This window comes from Sediminibacterium sp. FW305-C-49 (assembly GCF_058231085.1).
On sequence record NZ_JBIQXS010000001.1, the window covers coordinates 871302 to 888983 of the forward strand.

Here is a 17682-nt window from a genome sequence, read left to right on the forward strand (position 1 = left end):
GAGTAGTGAGTGTTGTTTTTTCTTTACCCAGTATTGACTACTCACTAATTCAGCAAAGCCTTATTAATCAGTTCGCTGGCTGCCAGTTGCAGGTGGGCAGGAACAAAAATTTGTATATCACCAAACATGGGGTAGCTACTGTCCTGCTTATTCAATACTTGAACAGGTATCTGGTTTTCTTCCAGCATACCCTGTATGATAGCTGCTTCGGCGTAAACACGGGTGGAAAATATTTTTTGCCAGTTACTCATGCTCAGTTTCGGGTACAGGTGACGTAATGTGCGAAGGTATTGCAGGCTTTTGTTTATATAGTTGTTTAAAGAGCAGAATCAGTAAGGCCAGTCCGATAAGCCCCCACCATACAGGCATGGTTTCATCCATGGCTTCTTCTACAGACTTGCCCCTCGATTGTACAATATATAATTGTGCAACAATAAATGCATTGTTGAGAAAATGCTGCAATATGCTTAACCAGAGATTATTGGTATAGTAAAAAATGAGCCCCAATATCATACCCAGTGCTATTCTTGGCAGGAAGCCGAAATAGGAAAAATGTATGGCACTGAATAAAATACTGGTGATAATAATACCAATCCATGCATTTTTTGTCCATCGAATAAATACTTGCTGAAATGCCCCGCGAAACAATACTTCTTCAAAAATAGCAGGAGCAAGTGCCATCACCAGTATAGCCAGTAAAAAATCGCTTGCGTTTCGCATATATGCCATATTCAGCATAACATTTTTATAAGCTTGTTCCAGTTCTTTTGCTTTTTTGAGCCATTCATCAGACAAAGGAATATCCTGGTTCAACATTCCAAGAGCACCGCTTAAAATCATTCCCGCAAACGTTATAAGTATTACCAGTATGACTTGTTTACCGTTCATTTTCAGGTTAAAACCGAGATATTGAAGCGGGGGACGACGGTTGACAATTTTTGCAAATACGACTGCTGGAAGAAAAAATGCCAACAATGTTGCCAGCGTATTCAGGAACCTGGAAATATTGGCATTTTCAGGTTTATTCATGGCATCAGGCACTTTTAAGAGAGGTACATCTAGCAGACTGGCACCCACTCCAGCCATTACCAATGATCCGATAATCATTCCTACTCCAACCAGCCCAATTAACAATAAAAACTGGACCGGGTAACTAATCTCTGCCTTCTGATTCATGTGGTTGAAGAATAAGCTTGTAAATTTGCAGCCTGTTCGGGCCGGTGTCTAAGATAAGGGTATCGGGTCATATATTAAATCCCGGTTAAACGGGTAAATAGCCTTCTGTATATCAAGACAGGTTTCGGACATGAACAGCTCCGGCAAAGAAACAGAGAAAAGAATAGAATGTTGCGTCATGGTAAAAATTGATACGATAGAACTTCCCGATTTCCCGCTTTTACTCGCACCCATGGAAGATGTGAGTGATCCGCCATTCCGTATAGTGTGTAAAGAAAACGGGGCCGATCTCATGTACACCGAATTCATCAGCAGCGAAGGCTTGATTCGTGATGCCATCAAAAGCAGGAGAAAGCTCGATATTTTCGACTATGAGCGACCGATTGGTATCCAGATATTTGGAGGAGATGAAGAAAGTCTGGCCATGGCCGCTAAAATTGTAGATGTAACCAATCCTGATCTGTTAGATATTAATTTCGGCTGCCCTGTAAAAAAAGTTGCAGGCAAGGGTGCGGGTGCAGGTGTATTAAAAGACCTTGATCTGATGGTGAGGCTTACCGATGCCGTTGTAAAATCGACTCGCTTACCCGTAACCGTTAAAACCAGGCTGGGCTGGGATGATAACAGCAAGAATATTGAAGAAGTTGCAGAACGTTTACAGGATGTGGGTATCAAAGCATTAAGTATACATGGCCGTACCCGTGCGCAGATGTATAAAGGTGAAGCCGACTGGACACTGATTGCCAAAGTAAAAAATAACCCACGCATTCATATTCCCATTTTTGGGAATGGTGATATTGACAGTCCGCAAAAAGCGGTGGCCTATAAAAATAAATATGGTGTAGACGGTATTATGATTGGCCGTGCTGCCATTGGTTATCCATGGATTTTCAGGGAGATCAAACATTTTGTACAAACCGGCGAGCTGTTATCGGCACCAACTGTAGAAGAAAGGGTGAATGTTTGTCGTCAGCATCTTCGTAAATCTATTGAATGGAAAGGACCTATTGTTGGTATCAATGAAATGCGCAGGCACTATGCCAATTACCTCAAAGGTTTACCTGGTATAAAAGACTATCGCAACAGGCTGGTTACTTTAAAAACCATGGAAGAAGTGGAAGGGGTATTGGATGAAGTGGCTGTTAACTATAAAGATTTTGTGATGGAACGGCAGGCGATTGAATTGGTGAACTACCATGAAAACTGCCCTCTTTAAATAATCTGCGAATCTGCGGCAAAACGATAGCCGCAGATTCGCAGATTATGGTTTAATATATTTGATTAATGATTGATCCAACGGCGAAACCCCTTGCGGAAAAAAAGCTTCAAGCACACCGTTTTCATTCACGATATATTTACAGAAATTCCAGGTAGGTTCCTGCTCGTTCCAACCATTCTGTGAAGCATTACTCAGCCACTTAAATACCGGATGCTGATCTGCACCCTTAATAACACTACTCTTTTGGGCCAGCAAAAATGTAACACCATAATTTATTTTACAGAATTCTGCAATGGCAGCATCATCTCGCTGTTCCTGCTGCTTAAAATCGTTGGCTGGAAAACCAATGATCACCAGGCCATTGTCTTTGTATTGCTTATATAAAGCCTCCAATTCTGCATATTGACCCGTATAACCACAATCGCTTGCTGTATTTACCAGCAACAGTTTCTTTCCCTTCAGTGTTTCCAGCGAAAGAGTGGCGCCATTATTAAGGGTAACCTGTAATTGATATAAAGAACTGGTTGGTTGCATTTGTTTTTGATTGATTAATCCTTTTGATGATCCGCCAAACAATTTACCTGGCAGCATAATGATGGGATAGAATGTTTTTAGAAGTGATTGTCGCCAGGTCATATCTTTTCTTTTAAGTAATAAAGCTACCATCAGTATAACAAGAAATGCAATGATTAGTTTTCGTATGAGCAGGTTTTTACGCATGTTATATTGCTGTTGCTATATAAATTTTTTAAACAGTTTCAGCTTCCCTTTGAAAGGCGGATATTTCATGGCCGGATCGAACCAGGTAGGTGTTTTGAGAACAGCTTTCTCATGACTGAATGTATCAAATGAATATTTACCATGATAACGGCCTGTTCCACTAAAACCTCTGCCACCAAAAGGTAAATGATGATTGGTTACATGCCAGCTTGCGTTGTTAATACAGGCTGCTCCCGATGGAACCATTTCTACCCATTGTTTTGCTTCTTTATCATCCGATGAAAAAACATAAAAAGCCAATGGATTAGGATTACGATTGATAATAGCCAATGCTTCTTCTGCTGTCTCGTAACCAATGACTGGTAATATAGGACCAAAAATTTCTTCCTGCATGATTGTACTGCCAACAGCAACATGATCTAGTAATGTTGGCGAGATATATAAGCGGTTTATATCATGATCACCGCCATGAATAATGGTTCCGCTGTTGAGGTACGACAATAAACGGTTAAACTGTTTTTCATTGATTATTTTTCCATACTCATCACTATTGACCGGTTGTTCTGTAAAAAACTGAAGAATTTTTTTCTTCAGTTCCTCTACCAGTTTTTCTTTAACTGATGTATGAACCAGTATATAATCAGGTGCCACACACATTTGTCCGGCATTTGAAAACTTGGTGATGACAATACGATTGGCGGCCACTTTTATATTGGCTTCTGCCGTAACCACACAGGGACTTTTCCCTCCCAACTCCAGTGTAACCGGCACAAGTCGTTCTGCCGCCATTTTGTAAATAATCCTGCCAACCGATGTGCTTCCCGTATAAAAAACATGGTCAAAAGAAAAATGATTCATCATGCCTGGAATAACATTGGCACCATCACCAGGTACATTCAAAACATATTCTTTGGGGAAAATGGCTCCCGCTATTTTCTGTATCACAGCTGCAGTTGCCGGCGCAAACTCACTGGGCTTCAGCACCACACAATTACCTGCAGCAATGGCACCCACCAGTGGCATCAAAAGTAACTGCAAGGGATAATTCCAGGGGCCAATAATCAATACTACACCCAATGGTTCTCTCACTGTATAACTACTGCTGGGCAGATTTAACAGGTTGGTACTTTTCCTTTCAGGTTCCATCCATGCAGCCAGCCATTTGAGGCTATGATTGATTTCATGTAATAAAAAACCGTTTTCGGTTATCCATGATTCTTCGGGGCTCTTTTTCAAATCGGCATAAAGTGCGTGGTAAATTTCCTGCTCATGATCTGTCACTGCTTTTTTCAATGCCAGTAATTGTTGCTTTCGAAAAGCATAACTTCGGGTAGCGCCCGAGGCAAAATAACTGCGCATAGCATTCAGGGAAGTAAGCAGATCGTTTGACATACTTACAAGTTAAGTAAATCAATAAAAGCTGCAAGATTCTTTTTCAATAAATTGCATGTCTGTTTCAGTTTTCAATTGAAAAAGTTCTCCTCACAAACAATAAAATATAGCATATGGAATACAGAAGAATGGGCCGTACCGGTTTACAGTTAAGTGTTTTGAGTTATGGAAGCTGGGTTACATTTCACAAACAGATTGATGACAGCATTGCTGATGAGCTGATGGGGCTGGCATACGACAGTGGCATTAATTTTTTCGACAATGCAGAAGCTTATGCATTGGGTGAGAGTGAAAAAATGATGGGGCGTATCCTGAAAAAGAAAAACTGGGACCGTACTTCTTATACCGTTTCTTCTAAAGCCTATTTCGGATGGAGGGGCAAAGAAAATAAACCGAACCAGACCGGACTCAGCCGCAAACACCTGATGGAAGCCTGTCATGAAGCGTTGCAACGTTTACAACTCGATTATCTTGATCTGTATTTCTGTCATCGTCCCGATACCAATGTACCCATAGAAGAAGTGGTTTGGACCATGCATAACCTCATACAACAGGGAAAAATTTTATACTGGGGTACGAGCCAGTGGAGTGGCGCCGAAATTATGGAAGCACACAGGGTGGCACATCAATATGGTTTGATTGGCCCAACAGTAGAGCAACCGCAATACAATATGTTTGAGCGTTTTAAAATGGAGCAGGATTATTTACCTGTATTTAAAAATGCAGGATTGGGTACTACCATCTGGAGTCCACTGGCTGCAGGTTTCTTAACGGGAAAATACAATAATGGCATCCCGGCAGATTCTAGGCTGGCTATTGAAGGTTTCGACTGGTTAAAAGATCGTTGGGTGCAGGATGCAAAAATTGAAAAGGCCAAAAAACTGGTGGTACTGGCTGAGGAAATGAATGTAAGTCTGGCAGAACTGGCCATTGCCTGGACCATCAAAAACCCGAATGTAACAACCGCTATTCTGGGTGCAACCAAAAAACAGCAACTGGAAGAAAACCTGAAAGCATTACAGGTTTTGCCACTGCTTACCGATACCATAATGGACAGCATTGAAGGCATACTTCAAAACAAACCTACGATGGATTTGGCCTAAACAGCTGAATAACATTTAGTTACAAGCGGTACACCTGTTGAGGTTGCCGCTTTTTTATTGACGGATATTTGTCGAAAGAAAAAAATCATACCTTCTTTCCAACCTTTTTCACCTTCAAGACTCTTAATACCGGAACTATTCATTGGAACAGGAAACTACCATACAAACGGCTGTTGTGAGAAAAGCCTGCCTGGGAGATCAACCATCACAGGCCTGGCTGTACCGGCAATATAGTAAGGCGATGTTCAATATCTGCACCCGTATGACGGGCAACCAGAGCGATGCAGAAGACCTGTTACAGGAATCATTTATGATTGCGTTCCGCAACCTGAAACAACTCAAAGAACCCGCCCAGTTTGGTGGATGGCTGAAACGGATTGTAGTCAATGAATGTATTCGTTTCTGCAAAAAAAATACTTACTGGACAACATGGGATGAACAATGGGATGAAACCCTGAGTAATGAAGAACCCGAATGGTGGCAAACAGTAGATATTAAAATGGTGCATCAGGAAATCAAAAGCTTACCCGATGGGTGTCGGCAGGTTTTTAATTTATATGTGCTGGAAGATTACAGTCATAAAGACATTGCAAATCATCTCGGTATATCAGAATCAACGAGTAAGAGTCAATACCATCGGGCCAGACAATTATTAAAAGAAAGAATCATTAAACAAATACAGGTACATGGATGAGTTAAAAAAATACCTGCAACAAAACCGCGAAGCTCTGGATAGCGACGAGCCCTCACCCATGGTTTGGGAACGTATTCAGGTACAGCAGCCGGTGAAAAAAACAGCCATCGTGGTAACCATTACCCGCTGGGCGGTAGCAGCCTGTGTGCTGGTACTGGCAGGCATAGGAACCTGGAGCCTTCTGAAAGAAGACAAGGCGCAGAATATTTTACAAGGGTCAATGGCTACGGTGGAACCTAAACAACGGGAGACAGAACAACCTGCTGAAACGGTTATACCAGTTCCGGAAATCAATCCCGAAACAAATAAAGTATTGGCATCTGTTACGCGGGAAAAGAAAACTATACCAGTACAAAAAACAATTCCTGAACGTGCCGACCTGATCGCCTTACAAAATGTAGAAAACAGTTTTAAACAGGTCATCAACCTCCAACGTAATAAAGTTGGTACCATTCCAATGTATGCTGAATCGGCTGAATACTTTTCAGATTTCAAAATACAGATCAGGCAGCTGGAGAAAGATGAGAAAGCTATAAAAGCAGAAATTGTAAAACGTGGTTTAACGGATGATCTGCTGAACCAACTCGTCAATCTCTACCAGATAAAACTTACCACACTCAAACAATTACAAATCGAAATGAATAAAATCAACAACCGTGTTAAGCAGATACGTCGCCCGGTTGACAGCGTTAAAACTTATTTCATCAACATCTAAATACCCTACATATGCGATTCACCACTATTAAAATTACCGGTTCTATAATGAGTTTGTTATTGGCTACCGCTGGTTTGGCACAATCATCAACCAATGGCTCCGGACAAGGAAACCTGCAGTTAGCAAATGTAATTTCAACTTCTCCCGTTGAAGTTGTATCAACACAGAATGGCTATGCTTTTGAAACCAGGAACATCAAACAGGAAGACCTGAAATCAAAAGAAATAAGTCAGGAAATCAGTATGCCAAAAGGTGGTGAAATTTATATCGAAAACAGTTCGCTCGCCATACAGGTAAAAACATGGGATCAGCCAAAAGTGAAAGTTGTAACTACTGCTTATTTCGAAAAAGAAAGCACACTTACCGATGCAGAATGGTTTGAAAGAATGGGCATCAGCCTGAAAACACTCGGTACATCCGTTAAAATAAAATCCAACAATTCAAGGATGGGTTCTGGTTATAGCTCTTTCGGCACCACTCGCTATTCTCTTGAACCCGTAGTTGTAAATGGTTTCCCAACAAAAGTTACCACACTCTCTACCAACAATGCGAAAGCGCAAAAAAGAATGCTCACCATTTATGTTCCTGCCGGAAGTAAATTGGATATTGAAACCAAATTTTCAGATGTACAGTTACCAGCCGGTATAGGTGATGTATTATTAGATATTACCAATGGCAATCTTGAAGCAGAAAACCTGAATAAGCTACGCCTGCGTTCTAAATATTCCAATGCCAATGTGCGTGATATTAAAGAAGCTGAAATTGAGTTTGCCAATGGACGTTTTACTGCCAACAGTATCGATGACCTTGATATTGAAAGTAAATATGCCACCATAGAAATGGCATCAGCCAAAAAAATAAAAATGATCAGCACCAACGATGAATTTGAAGTAGAAGATGCTGCTGAAATTACAGGCCGTAAAAACTATGGCAACCTCCGCATCACCCGTTTAACCGGTTCTCTTGAACTCGACGGTAGTAATGCAGATATTAAAGTAAGAAATGTAGGGAGTACCGTAAAATTCATTAAGGTAGATAATCGTTATGCTGATATCCGCATACCCCTGCGCGACATAAAAAATTATTCTGTTGATTTCCTTGGGAGTTATAGCACCGTATATGCCGATTTTGAAAAAAAGCCTGCTGAAGTAACCGAAGAAGATATCAAAGCGCTTTCAAAAAACACCACCGCAGGTACCCTTCATAGCGTACCACTGAATATTGCTACTAAGCCTGCACAGGGAACCGGTACTACTACTGTTACGTCAGGTAGTGTTTCTGGTACTCCAGCCCCTGCACAAAGCAGCCACATGACAGTTACAGGAAAAGTTACTACCGCCACTGTACCCGGATTATTCCTTAACCGCAGCGGTTCAAGCACCCCTGTAAAATTCACCGGAACAAGTGGCGATGGTAAAGGAATTAAGATCGATATGAAATGCCAGAACTGTACGGTTGATTTCAAATAAACAATCACGCCCTATATATACCCCTGAAGAGCGGCCACTTGCCGGCCGCTCTTCTACTTTTAACGATGGCTTGTTTCTTCATGTGCATTATATATCTCACACAGCCGATTTTCTCATGTTGTTAACGATCGGTTCGTGCCCCGTTTCTACGGGGCACTTCCTTTTATAAAAATGACCATCGACTATGTGCCATATCTATGGTCATTTTTGACCTATCTTAGCAGGAACAATTTTCTCCCATGACAGAGCTCTATACCATTGTATGGATCGTTGCCTCACTCATACTGATCGGCTTTTTTGCCGGTTATGAAATTGCTTTTGTGAGCGCCAACCGGCTCAGTATTGAGTTAAAGAAAAAACAAGGCAAACAAAGCGGATTGATTTTATCTGATTTTGTAGAAAACCCGGCAAAATTTATTGGCACCTGCCTTATTGGTCTGAATACCGTTTTGGTTGTTTACGGATTACTTTTCGACGAGTTTCTGAAAGGCGTTGCATGGAACCCCCTGAATGTTAAAAACGAATACCTCAAACTCATCATCGACACCATCATCTCCGCTGTTGTTGTATTGATTTTTGGTGAGTTCATACCCAAAGCCATATTCAGGGCAAGAAACGATAGCTTACTCAGTTTTTTTGCGCCAGTAGCAAAATTCTTTCATACCATTTTCGAACCACTCACCAACTTGTTTGTCAATCTTTCGCAGTGGATATTGAAATATATTTTCAATGTACGAGTGAACGACAAGACAGAAGCTTTTACCAAAGTCGATCTTGAACATTTCTTTCAGCAAACCAAAGAACAGGATGAAGACAGTCAGGAGCTGAATACAGAATTGTTTGAAAATGCATTGAGCCTCCCTACGATTAAGATAAGACAATGCCTGGTACCCAGAACAGAAATTGAAGGAGTAGATAAAGACATTTCCATTGAAAGGTTGCGCCAGCGTTTTGTACAAACAAAACTCAGCAAACTTCTGATCTTTGATGAAAATATCGACAATATCCTGGGGTATGTACACCAGACTGATCTGTTCAAAAAGCCATCATCCATTCAGCAAATACTCCACCCCATACTGGCCGTACCCGAAAGTATGAGTGCAGCGGACCTAATCAATAAATTTACCAAGGAAAGAAAAAGCATTGCCTGGGTAGTGGATGAATTTGGCGGTACAGCAGGTATTGTAACGATGGAAGATTTACTGGAAGAAATCTTTGGTGAAATTCATGATGAATATGATGTGGAAGAGTTCGTAGAAAAACAATTGGCTGAAGATGAATTTATTTTGAGTGGTCGATTGGAGCTTGACTATCTCAAAGAAAAATACAACCTTGAGTTTCCAGAGAATGATTCTGAAACACTGAGTGGTTATATCATCCAGAAACATGAATCCATTCCAACCCAAAAGGAAACCATTATCATTGATGATTATCGTTTCGACATCCTTAGCGTAAGCGAAACAAGGATCGATACGGTGAAGATGAAAATATTACGCTGATGCAACAAAGCGCCTATCTGGCCATCAGTCTTGCTCTCCGTACTTCACTTGACTCCGTTGTAAAAACCCTTAAAGAGGTTTTGAACAACCATGGCATTGAATTATTTGTCTTTGTTGACCATTTCGAGTTTTCGCCCGATCAGGAGAAAGAAATGATGCAACAGGCATTTGGTGAAATTGACCGTTGCACGTTACTCATTGCTGAATGTTCTGAAAAAGCAATAGGTGTGGGAATTGAAGCGGGTTATGCCTTAGGGAAAGGTAAGCAGGTTTGGTATCTGCGTCCGCAAACAGCCCCTCACTCCACCACACTTGCCGGAGCAGCCGATAAAAGCTTTATTTACCGGGATACGGAGGACCTTGCAGATCAAATAAAAAAAGAATTGCATGCGACAATCTGAAAAGACCATATTTCGTGTTGCTCTTCCCCCTAACTTTGCCCACTCCTAAAGCATTTGACGGGCATGGGCTTATTTAACAGAAACAATGGAACAGAACAGGCAGAGATGAGTTTTATAGACCATCTTGAGGAACTGAGAAAACATATCATTCGTTCTATTCTGGCCATCCTGATTTTCGGTATCATCATTTTCATTTACCGCGACTGGGTTTTTGACTATATCATTACCGGCCCTATTCATGCAGATTTTATCAGTTACCGTGCGCTTTGCGATTTCAGTCACTGGGCCCATCTTGGTGATGTGCTTTGTATGCCCCCCGTTAAAGTGGATATGCAAACCACTACATTCGCCGGTCAGTTTCTGAGTAGTATTACCATGTCGCTAGTAGGTGGTATCATCATCGCCTTCCCTTATATTTTCTGGGAATTCTGGCGCTTCATTAAACCTGCGCTCAAGGAAAGAGAATTAAAAAATACCCGTTTCATCATTTTCTGGGTTTCTTTCTTTTTCTTTTGTGGTGCGGCTTTTGGCTATTTTTTGCTGGGCCCTTTTACTTTTAATTTTCTGGCCGGTTTTCAACTCGGCACAAAAGGTGTACTGGTAACGCGCCCTACACTTACAGATTATCTCGATAACCTTACCAACCTTATTCTTGGTTGTGGTATTGCTTTTGAATTACCCGTACTTGCCTACCTGCTTACCAAAATAGGACTGATTACTCCTTCCTATTTACGCAGAACCAGAAAATATGCAGTGGTGATTATACTGATTGCAGCAGCTATCATTACACCAAGTCCCGACTGGATGAGTCAGTTGATTGTATTCCTGCCGCTGTTCTTCTTATATGAACTGAGTATCATTATCTCAGCCAGGGTATCGAAAGAACAGGAAAGAAGAGACCAGGAAGAATGGAGCTAAATGCGTTAGACCTTTTTACATTTTTCAATCCCTGATATGCTAGCTGTGAGCTATGGGCTATGAGCTATGAGTGAATAATAATAATTCCTTAAGCATAATTTGAAAAGGCTCACTGGTCATAGCCCAAAGCTCACAGCCATTACATAAAGACTTAATTTAAGAAACCACCCAGCCCGTTTATATATTTTTTATACAGCTCTTGGCCTAATCCTTTAATTTCATCCCTCAATTCACACACATGAATTATGTTTTTGATGCGTCGAAACCTATTGCCATTGGCTCAGACCATGCCGGTTTTGAGTACAAAGAAGCCGTAAAAAACTGGCTCATCAGCAAAGGTTTTACGGTGAAAGATTTTGGCGCGCCCTCTTTAGATTCTGTAGACTATCCTGATTTTGCCCATCCCACTGCCAGCAGCGTGGAAAATGGAGAAGCCGCTTTTGGTATTTTGTTCTGTGGTAGCGCCAATGGTGTAGCCATTACGGCCAACAAACACCAGAAGGTGCGTGCAGGACTCGCCTGGCAGAATGATGTTGCTTCTCTCATTCGCTTACACAACGATGCAAATATCATTTGTATCCCGGCCCGTTTCGTAGCATTGGCGCTGGCACAACAGATGATTGAAGTTTTTATGAGTACTGCTTTTGAAGGCGGTCGTCATGCAACACGTGTTGGAAAAATTGCTTGTTCATAATCTTTAAACACCACTAATAACTATGCGAATTATTGTACTATCTGCATTCCTGTTGTCTGCGACAATGGGTATCGCACAAAAAGGTGATCCGGCTACTTATGCCAAAACGATCACTATGGGCGATCTGAAAAAACACCTCACCATTGTTGCCGGACCAGAAATGGAGGGTCGCGAAACAGCCATGGAAGGACAGCGTAAAGCAGCTGCTTACCTGGAAGCCGAGTATAAAAGAATGGGATTAAAGCCCGGTAATGGAAACAGCTACCAGGCCAATTACCCTTTATACCAGCTTGAACTGGTCAGCAGCAAAATCTCTGTAAATGGTCGTCCGTTTGCAGCCGATAAAGATTATTCAGCATCTGTATCAGCAATAGCTGGAGGCAATAATTCGTACACTGAAGTAGTATTTGCTGGTTATGGTATCAGTGATTCTACCCGTAACGATTATGCCAACCTCGATGTAAAAGGAAAAATTGTATTGGTACTAGAAGGTACACCGGGAAGCACTGTTATCGCAAGAACTGGTGCAGGATCTACATTTGGTAAAATGGCTGCAGCCAGAAGTAAAAATGCTGCAGGTATCTTAATCGTATCTAAAAATTTCCCCAGAACCACACCCAGCCAAACCAGAGGTGGTATGTCGTTAACGAAACCAACTACTGAGCCGGCTTCATCAATTACTATTTCGGAAGAAATTGCATCTGCTTTATTGGGTCGTACTACAAAACTCACTATTCAGCAAATGAGTGAACTGAATAAAGGGGTTTACCGTTCGGAGTTGAAAATCAATGCCGACAAAAAAGTAAACGAACTCGAAAGCAGCAATGTAATCGCTGTTTTACCTGGTACAGATAAAGCTGATGAATATGTATTCATTACCAGCCACTACGATCATGAAGGTGTCATCAATGGCGAAATTTATTATGGTGCTGATGATGATGGTTCTGGCACCGTAAGTGTGCTGGAAATCGCTGAAGCATTTGTTGCCGCTAAGAAAAAAGGAGATGGTCCACGCAGAACCATGGTATTCATGAATGTATCTGGTGAGGAAAAAGGATTACTGGGCTCTCGCTATTACTCAGAGCATCCCATCTTCCCGCTGGAAAAAACTACTGTTGATCTCAACATCGATATGGTGGGAAGAATTGACCCTACTTACAAAGGCGATTCTATGAACTATGTATATGTAATTGGTGATGACAAACTGAGCAGTGATCTTACACCTATTACCAATGAAGTAAACAATAAGTACAGCAAAATGGAACTGGACAGAAGGTTCAATGATCCTAAAGATCCAAACCGTTTCTATTACAGAAGCGACCATTATAATTTTGCTAACAAAGGCGTTCCTGTTATCTTCTATTTCAACGGTACACACCGCGATTACCATCGCCCTACCGATACTGTTGACAAGATTAACTTTGATGTGATGGAAAAAAGAGCAAAACTTATTTACCACACAGCCTGGGTAATTGCCAATAAGGATACCATGTTAAAACGTGATATTCCCTTAAACATGCCTCCTAGATAAAATGACATCATAAAAAAGCCCCGACAAAAAATGTTGGGGCTTTTTTTATACCTTCTCTCTGCGTAAATCTCTGTTATCACAGCGTTTTTACCAACCTAACAAGTAGGCAAAAATCAATGGCACTACAATGGTGGCATCGCTCTCTACAATATATTTTGGTGTATGAATATCTAATTTACCCCAGGTAATTTTTTCATTCGGAACAGCACCCGAATAGGAACCATATGAAGTAGTAGAATCACTGATCTGGCAGAAATAACTCCAGAAAGGAACATCATGCCATTCCAGATCCTGGTACATCATCGGTACTACACAAATGGGGAAATCGCCTGCAATACCACCACCAATCTGGAAGAAACCAACACCCTTACCAGCACTGTTCTGGCGATACCAGTCTGCCAGCCACACCATATATTCAATACCATTCTTTACGGTACTTGCCTTCAGTTCATTCTTGATTACATAGCTCGCGAAAATATTGCCGGTGGTGCTGTCTTCCCATCCTGGTACAACAATGGGCAGGTTTTTTTCCGCCGCAGCTACGATCCAGCTATTCTTTGGATCAATTTCATAGTATTGCTCCAGTTCACCACTTAAAACAGTTTTGTATAAAAACTCATGTGGAAAATATCTTTCACCTTTTGCTTCTGCATCTTTCCATTGCTTTACCAGGTGTTTCTGTAAACGACGGAACGCTTCTTCTTCCGGTATGCAGGTATCGGTAACACGGTTATAATGATTCTCTAACAGATCCCATTCATCCTGTGGTGTTAAATCACGATAATTAGGTACTCTTTTATAATGACTATGTGCAACCAGGTTCATTACATCTTCTTCCAGATTGGCTCCGGTACAACTGATAATAGCCACTTTATCCTGACGAATCATCTCAGCCAGACTGATTCCCAGTTCAGCCGTACTCATAGCTCCTGCCAGACTAACCAGCATTTTTCCGCCTTCCAGCAAATGGGTTTCATAACCTTTGGCGGCATCTATTAAAGCCGCAGCATTAAAATGACGATAATGGTGTTGAATAAATTGAGAAACGGGGCCTTTGTTCATAATTGTTCGATTAAAGGCAGCAAAGGTAAATTTTTTTAGGGCATTTTAACCCATTCATAATAAGTATCATATTCTTTTAAGGCTGCGGCTTTCGCGTATATATGTAAGATTTTCAAACGTTTGCAGCACCATCCTTTAATAAGATTCTAACCTCTTTTTTTACAGAAAATTGATATTCTTGTACTCCCTGCATGAAAATTCTCTACTCCGAAAAGACAATCGGGAGATTCACTTTTGCTCTGCCCGTACTTGTATGGTTTGGTACAAGCCTGCTTGCTGTCATCTTAGAAATCAGCAGAGGTCCTAACGAAATCAATAATTTTCTCATCTACAGAGGTGTTTATGAACACAGCCTGCAACAGGTAAACTTATACCTTACTTACCCTGCCGAATATGCAGACAGCAATCATTATGGTCCATTATTCAGTTTATTGATTGCACCTTTTGCCTGGCTGCCTATTTCTATCGGTTGCATATTATGGTGTATGACCAATGCATGGGTTTTATTTTATGCCATCAGAAAACTGAATTTACCGTCTACTCAATTTTATGCTGTTTTACTGATTGCTTTTGTTGAATTAATGACTTCAACACATAGCGTACAGTTCAATCCCATGCTAACTGGATCTATGTTACTCGCCTTCACATCAGTAAAAGATAAAAAGATTGTCTTTGCAACATTTTTACTTGCTGCCGGTTTTCTTATTAAGCTGTATAGCATTATTGGCCTTGTTCTTTTTCTGTTTACAGATAAGAAAAAACTGTTTGTGTTTTCATTCGCTGGCTGGCTAATTGTGCTTTTTGCATTACCGATGCTGATTTCTTCTCCTGAATTTATTATTCAATCATACAAAGACTGGTTTCACTCGCTCATAGAAAAAAACGGAACCAATATCGATATTTCCATTGCCTCTGGTATGCAGGATATTTCTGTTGGGGGCATGGCCAGAAGAATTTTCAATATCCAAAACCTACCCAACTATATTATTACCATTCCGGCAGCGGTTTTACTATTTCTTCCATTGATAAGACACCACCTGTTTACGAATAAGCATTTTACGCTTACTTATTATTGCATGCTACTGGTTGCTGTTGTTATATTCAGTTCATCGGCTGAATCGCCAACATATATTATTGCAGTAACTGGTATTGCCATCTGGTTTGCTGTTCATACCCCATTAAACAAAATACAGACGCTCTTATTATTGTTCCTGTTCCTCTTTACCATATTATCACCAACCGACTTATTTCCGAAAAAAGTAAGAGCTGGTTTTTTTGTAAAATTTTCCATGAAAGCACTTCCCTGTTTCATTATCTGGCTAGTGATGATTAAAGAGCTGTTATTTAAAGAATATTCTTCACATCAAACAGAAAATCGAATATGAAAAAGAAAATTTGTATCGTTATTCCGGTTTGTAATGAGGAAAAAAATATACCGGTTATTATTGAAGCCATTAAAGCCACAATAGATAATACTACTTACGATTATAGTATAACTTTTGTAGATGATGGGAGTACTGATAACACACTAACAGTATTAAAAGCCAAATCGCAAGAATATTCAAATGTTAAGTTCATTGGTTTATCGAGAAATTTTGGGCATCAAAATGCATTAAAAGCGGGTATCGACAGTACAGATGAAACAGCCGACTGTGTTATCATGATGGATGGGGACTTGCAGCATCCCCCAGAGCTCATTCCCGTACTGCTCGATAAATGGACAGAAGGACATGAGGTTGTTTTTACCATACGAAAAGACAACAACCGTCTTCCTTTATTCAAAAGAAAAACATCTGGTTTTTTCTATAGCCTCCTGAATAAACTATCAGATATTGATCTTGAACCAGGTGCTGCAGATTTCAGGCTGCTCGACAGAAATGTTTTGCATATATTCAAAAACTTCAACGAGAATGATCTTTTCCTGAGAGGGTTATCTAAATGGGTTGGTTTCAGACAGATAGCCATTGAATACATACCCGGAGACAGGAAAAGCGGTACTACCAAGTACACTATTAAAAAAATGCTTCGGTTTGCTTTGCAGGGTATCACATCCTTCAGTACAAAACCATTGTATATCGCGGCTTATCTCGGATTTGCCTTTTCTATGTTGTCGATACTTTATGTACCCTATATTATATATAGTTATTTCTTTGATAAACCCATTTCAGGCTGGAGTTCACTGATTGCCACCATTGCTTTTTTTGGCGGACTTCAACTCATGATTTTAGGCATTATTGGTCTTTATCTTGGTAAATTGTTTATGCAAAGTAAAAATCGCCCTCACTATATTGTCAGGGAATCGAATCTATGACAGCAGAACGGTTTATACTATTGAGCTTTGATGTGGAAGAATTTGATATGCCATTGGAATATGGTTTTCAGATTACCAAAGAGGAGCAGCTACGCATCGGAAAAAAAGGATTAGACAGCATTGCACCTATCCTCAGTTATCCTTCCATTCAATCAACCTTATTTACCACGGCAAATTTTGCGGATCATTTCCCCGAAACCATTCGCGAGCTTTCAAAACAACATGAAATAGCTTCTCATACCTATTATCATTCGAGTTTTGTAAATGAAGACCTCCTGTTGTCGAAACAAAGACTCGAAACCATCTGCGGCCAGCCGGTATACGGATTGAGGATGCCGAGGATGAAAAAAGTAGACATGGTTGAAGTAAGAAAAGCAGGATATCTGTATGATTCATCGGTTAACCCAACCTGGTTACCCGGAAGATATAATAATCTTCACCTTCCCAGAACAATGTACACTGAGGCCGGAGTATGCAGGATACCGGCTTCCGTTTCACCGAATTTCCGAATACCACTTTTCTGGCTGAGTTTTAAAAATATGCCTTTACAGCTTTTTAAAACTTTAGCCTTGCAAACGCTTAAAAAAGATGGTTACCTCTGTCTCTATTTTCATCCATGGGAGTTTACAGACATCCATCACTATCAACTGCCTTTATTTACACGCAGGTGGTGCAATGAACAATTACTCGAACGGCTGAACAAGACTATACAGTATTTACAAAAAGAAGGAGAGTTTATCTCCATGTATCAGTATACCAACAAAAAGCCCCGGTAGTA

At 40.7% G+C, this 17682-nt stretch carries 18 protein-coding genes; 13 read left to right on the forward strand and 5 right to left on the reverse strand.

Annotated elements, in window-relative coordinates; all coding sequences use genetic code 11:
* Positions 1 to 44 precede the first annotated feature (44 nt).
* On the reverse strand, positions 45 to 251 hold the full coding sequence (locus tag ACH3Z1_RS03535) for a putative signal transducing protein (protein WP_490820471.1): 207 nt from the start codon (positions 249 to 251) through the stop codon (positions 45 to 47).
* On the reverse strand, positions 244 to 1176 hold the full coding sequence (locus ACH3Z1_RS03540) for a CPBP family intramembrane glutamic endopeptidase (protein ID WP_490820472.1): 933 nt from the start codon (positions 1174 to 1176) through the stop codon (positions 244 to 246). The genes ACH3Z1_RS03535 and ACH3Z1_RS03540 overlap by 8 nt, the downstream gene beginning before the upstream one ends.
* A gap of 178 nt (positions 1177 to 1354) precedes the next feature.
* Here ACH3Z1_RS03540 and dusB point away from each other — a divergent pair, with 178 nt between their 5' ends.
* The gene (gene dusB, locus ACH3Z1_RS03545) at positions 1355 to 2392 is read left to right on the forward strand and encodes a tRNA dihydrouridine synthase DusB (protein WP_490821234.1); all 1038 of its coding nucleotides are present in this window, start codon (positions 1355 to 1357) and stop codon (positions 2390 to 2392) included.
* 45 nt (positions 2393 to 2437) lie between these two features.
* On the opposite strand, the gene ACH3Z1_RS03550 is transcribed toward dusB, so the two are convergent.
* Both ACH3Z1_RS03550 and ACH3Z1_RS03555 read right to left on the reverse strand, forming a co-directional pair.
* Positions 2438 to 3115, reverse strand: a complete 678-nt coding sequence (locus tag ACH3Z1_RS03550; protein WP_490820473.1) for a glutathione peroxidase — start codon at positions 3113 to 3115, stop codon at positions 2438 to 2440.
* Positions 3116 to 3130: 15 nt separating this feature from the next.
* Positions 3131 to 4507, reverse strand: coding sequence for an aldehyde dehydrogenase (locus ACH3Z1_RS03555; protein ID WP_490820474.1), 1377 nt, complete (start codon positions 4505 to 4507; stop codon positions 3131 to 3133).
* Between the two features lie 113 nt (positions 4508 to 4620).
* Between ACH3Z1_RS03555 and ACH3Z1_RS03560 the strand changes: the two genes are divergently transcribed.
* From ACH3Z1_RS03560 to ACH3Z1_RS03600, 9 genes are all read left to right on the forward strand, one after another.
* Positions 4621 to 5610, forward strand: a complete 990-nt coding sequence (locus tag ACH3Z1_RS03560; RefSeq protein WP_490820475.1) for a potassium channel beta subunit family protein — start codon at positions 4621 to 4623, stop codon at positions 5608 to 5610.
* Between the two features lie 175 nt (positions 5611 to 5785).
* Positions 5786 to 6304: an RNA polymerase sigma factor gene (locus tag ACH3Z1_RS03565; RefSeq protein WP_490820476.1), complete on the forward strand. Its 519-nt coding sequence runs from the start codon at positions 5786 to 5788 to the stop codon at positions 6302 to 6304.
* Positions 6297 to 7019, forward strand: a complete 723-nt coding sequence (locus ACH3Z1_RS03570) for a hypothetical protein (RefSeq protein WP_490820477.1) — start codon at positions 6297 to 6299, stop codon at positions 7017 to 7019. Before ACH3Z1_RS03565 ends, ACH3Z1_RS03570 begins: the two co-directional genes overlap by 8 nt.
* An 11-nt stretch (positions 7020 to 7030) precedes the next feature.
* Positions 7031 to 8488, forward strand: a complete 1458-nt coding sequence (locus ACH3Z1_RS03575; protein WP_490820478.1) for a DUF4097 family beta strand repeat-containing protein — start codon at positions 7031 to 7033, stop codon at positions 8486 to 8488.
* Positions 8489 to 8727: 239 nt separating this feature from the next.
* Positions 8728 to 9987, forward strand: coding sequence for a hemolysin family protein (locus tag ACH3Z1_RS03580; protein WP_490820479.1), 1260 nt, complete (start codon positions 8728 to 8730; stop codon positions 9985 to 9987).
* Positions 9987 to 10388, forward strand: coding sequence for a nucleoside 2-deoxyribosyltransferase (locus tag ACH3Z1_RS03585; RefSeq protein WP_490820480.1), 402 nt, complete (start codon positions 9987 to 9989; stop codon positions 10386 to 10388). Before ACH3Z1_RS03580 ends, ACH3Z1_RS03585 begins: the two co-directional genes overlap by 1 nt.
* Positions 10389 to 10451: 63 nt before the next feature.
* Positions 10452 to 11306, forward strand: coding sequence for a twin-arginine translocase subunit TatC (tatC, locus tag ACH3Z1_RS03590; RefSeq protein ID WP_490820481.1), 855 nt, complete (start codon positions 10452 to 10454; stop codon positions 11304 to 11306).
* Positions 11307 to 11544: 238 nt separating this feature from the next.
* Positions 11545 to 12000, forward strand: coding sequence for a ribose 5-phosphate isomerase B (gene rpiB, locus ACH3Z1_RS03595; RefSeq protein WP_490820482.1), 456 nt, complete (start codon positions 11545 to 11547; stop codon positions 11998 to 12000).
* 22 nt (positions 12001 to 12022) lie between these two features.
* Positions 12023 to 13531: a M28 family peptidase gene (locus ACH3Z1_RS03600; protein ID WP_490820483.1), complete on the forward strand. Its 1509-nt coding sequence runs from the start codon at positions 12023 to 12025 to the stop codon at positions 13529 to 13531.
* An 87-nt stretch (positions 13532 to 13618) separates the two neighbouring features.
* Here ACH3Z1_RS03600 and ACH3Z1_RS03605 read toward each other — a convergent pair whose 3' ends face one another.
* Positions 13619 to 14593: a deoxyhypusine synthase family protein gene (locus ACH3Z1_RS03605; protein WP_490820484.1), complete on the reverse strand. Its 975-nt coding sequence runs from the start codon at positions 14591 to 14593 to the stop codon at positions 13619 to 13621.
* A 191-nt stretch (positions 14594 to 14784) separates the two neighbouring features.
* Between ACH3Z1_RS03605 and ACH3Z1_RS03610 the strand changes: the two genes are divergently transcribed.
* The 3 genes from ACH3Z1_RS03610 to ACH3Z1_RS03620 are packed head-to-tail and all read left to right on the forward strand — an operon-like array spanning position 14785 to position 17680.
* Positions 14785 to 15978: a glycosyltransferase family 87 protein gene (locus ACH3Z1_RS03610; RefSeq protein WP_490820485.1), complete on the forward strand. Its 1194-nt coding sequence runs from the start codon at positions 14785 to 14787 to the stop codon at positions 15976 to 15978.
* Complete coding sequence (locus tag ACH3Z1_RS03615; RefSeq protein WP_490820486.1) at positions 15975 to 16904, forward strand: glycosyltransferase family 2 protein; 930 nt, start codon at positions 15975 to 15977, stop codon at positions 16902 to 16904. Before ACH3Z1_RS03610 ends, ACH3Z1_RS03615 begins: the two co-directional genes overlap by 4 nt.
* Positions 16901 to 17680: a polysaccharide deacetylase family protein gene (locus ACH3Z1_RS03620; protein ID WP_490820487.1), complete on the forward strand. Its 780-nt coding sequence runs from the start codon at positions 16901 to 16903 to the stop codon at positions 17678 to 17680. The genes ACH3Z1_RS03615 and ACH3Z1_RS03620 overlap by 4 nt, the downstream gene beginning before the upstream one ends.
* Positions 17681 to 17682 lie beyond the last annotated feature (2 nt).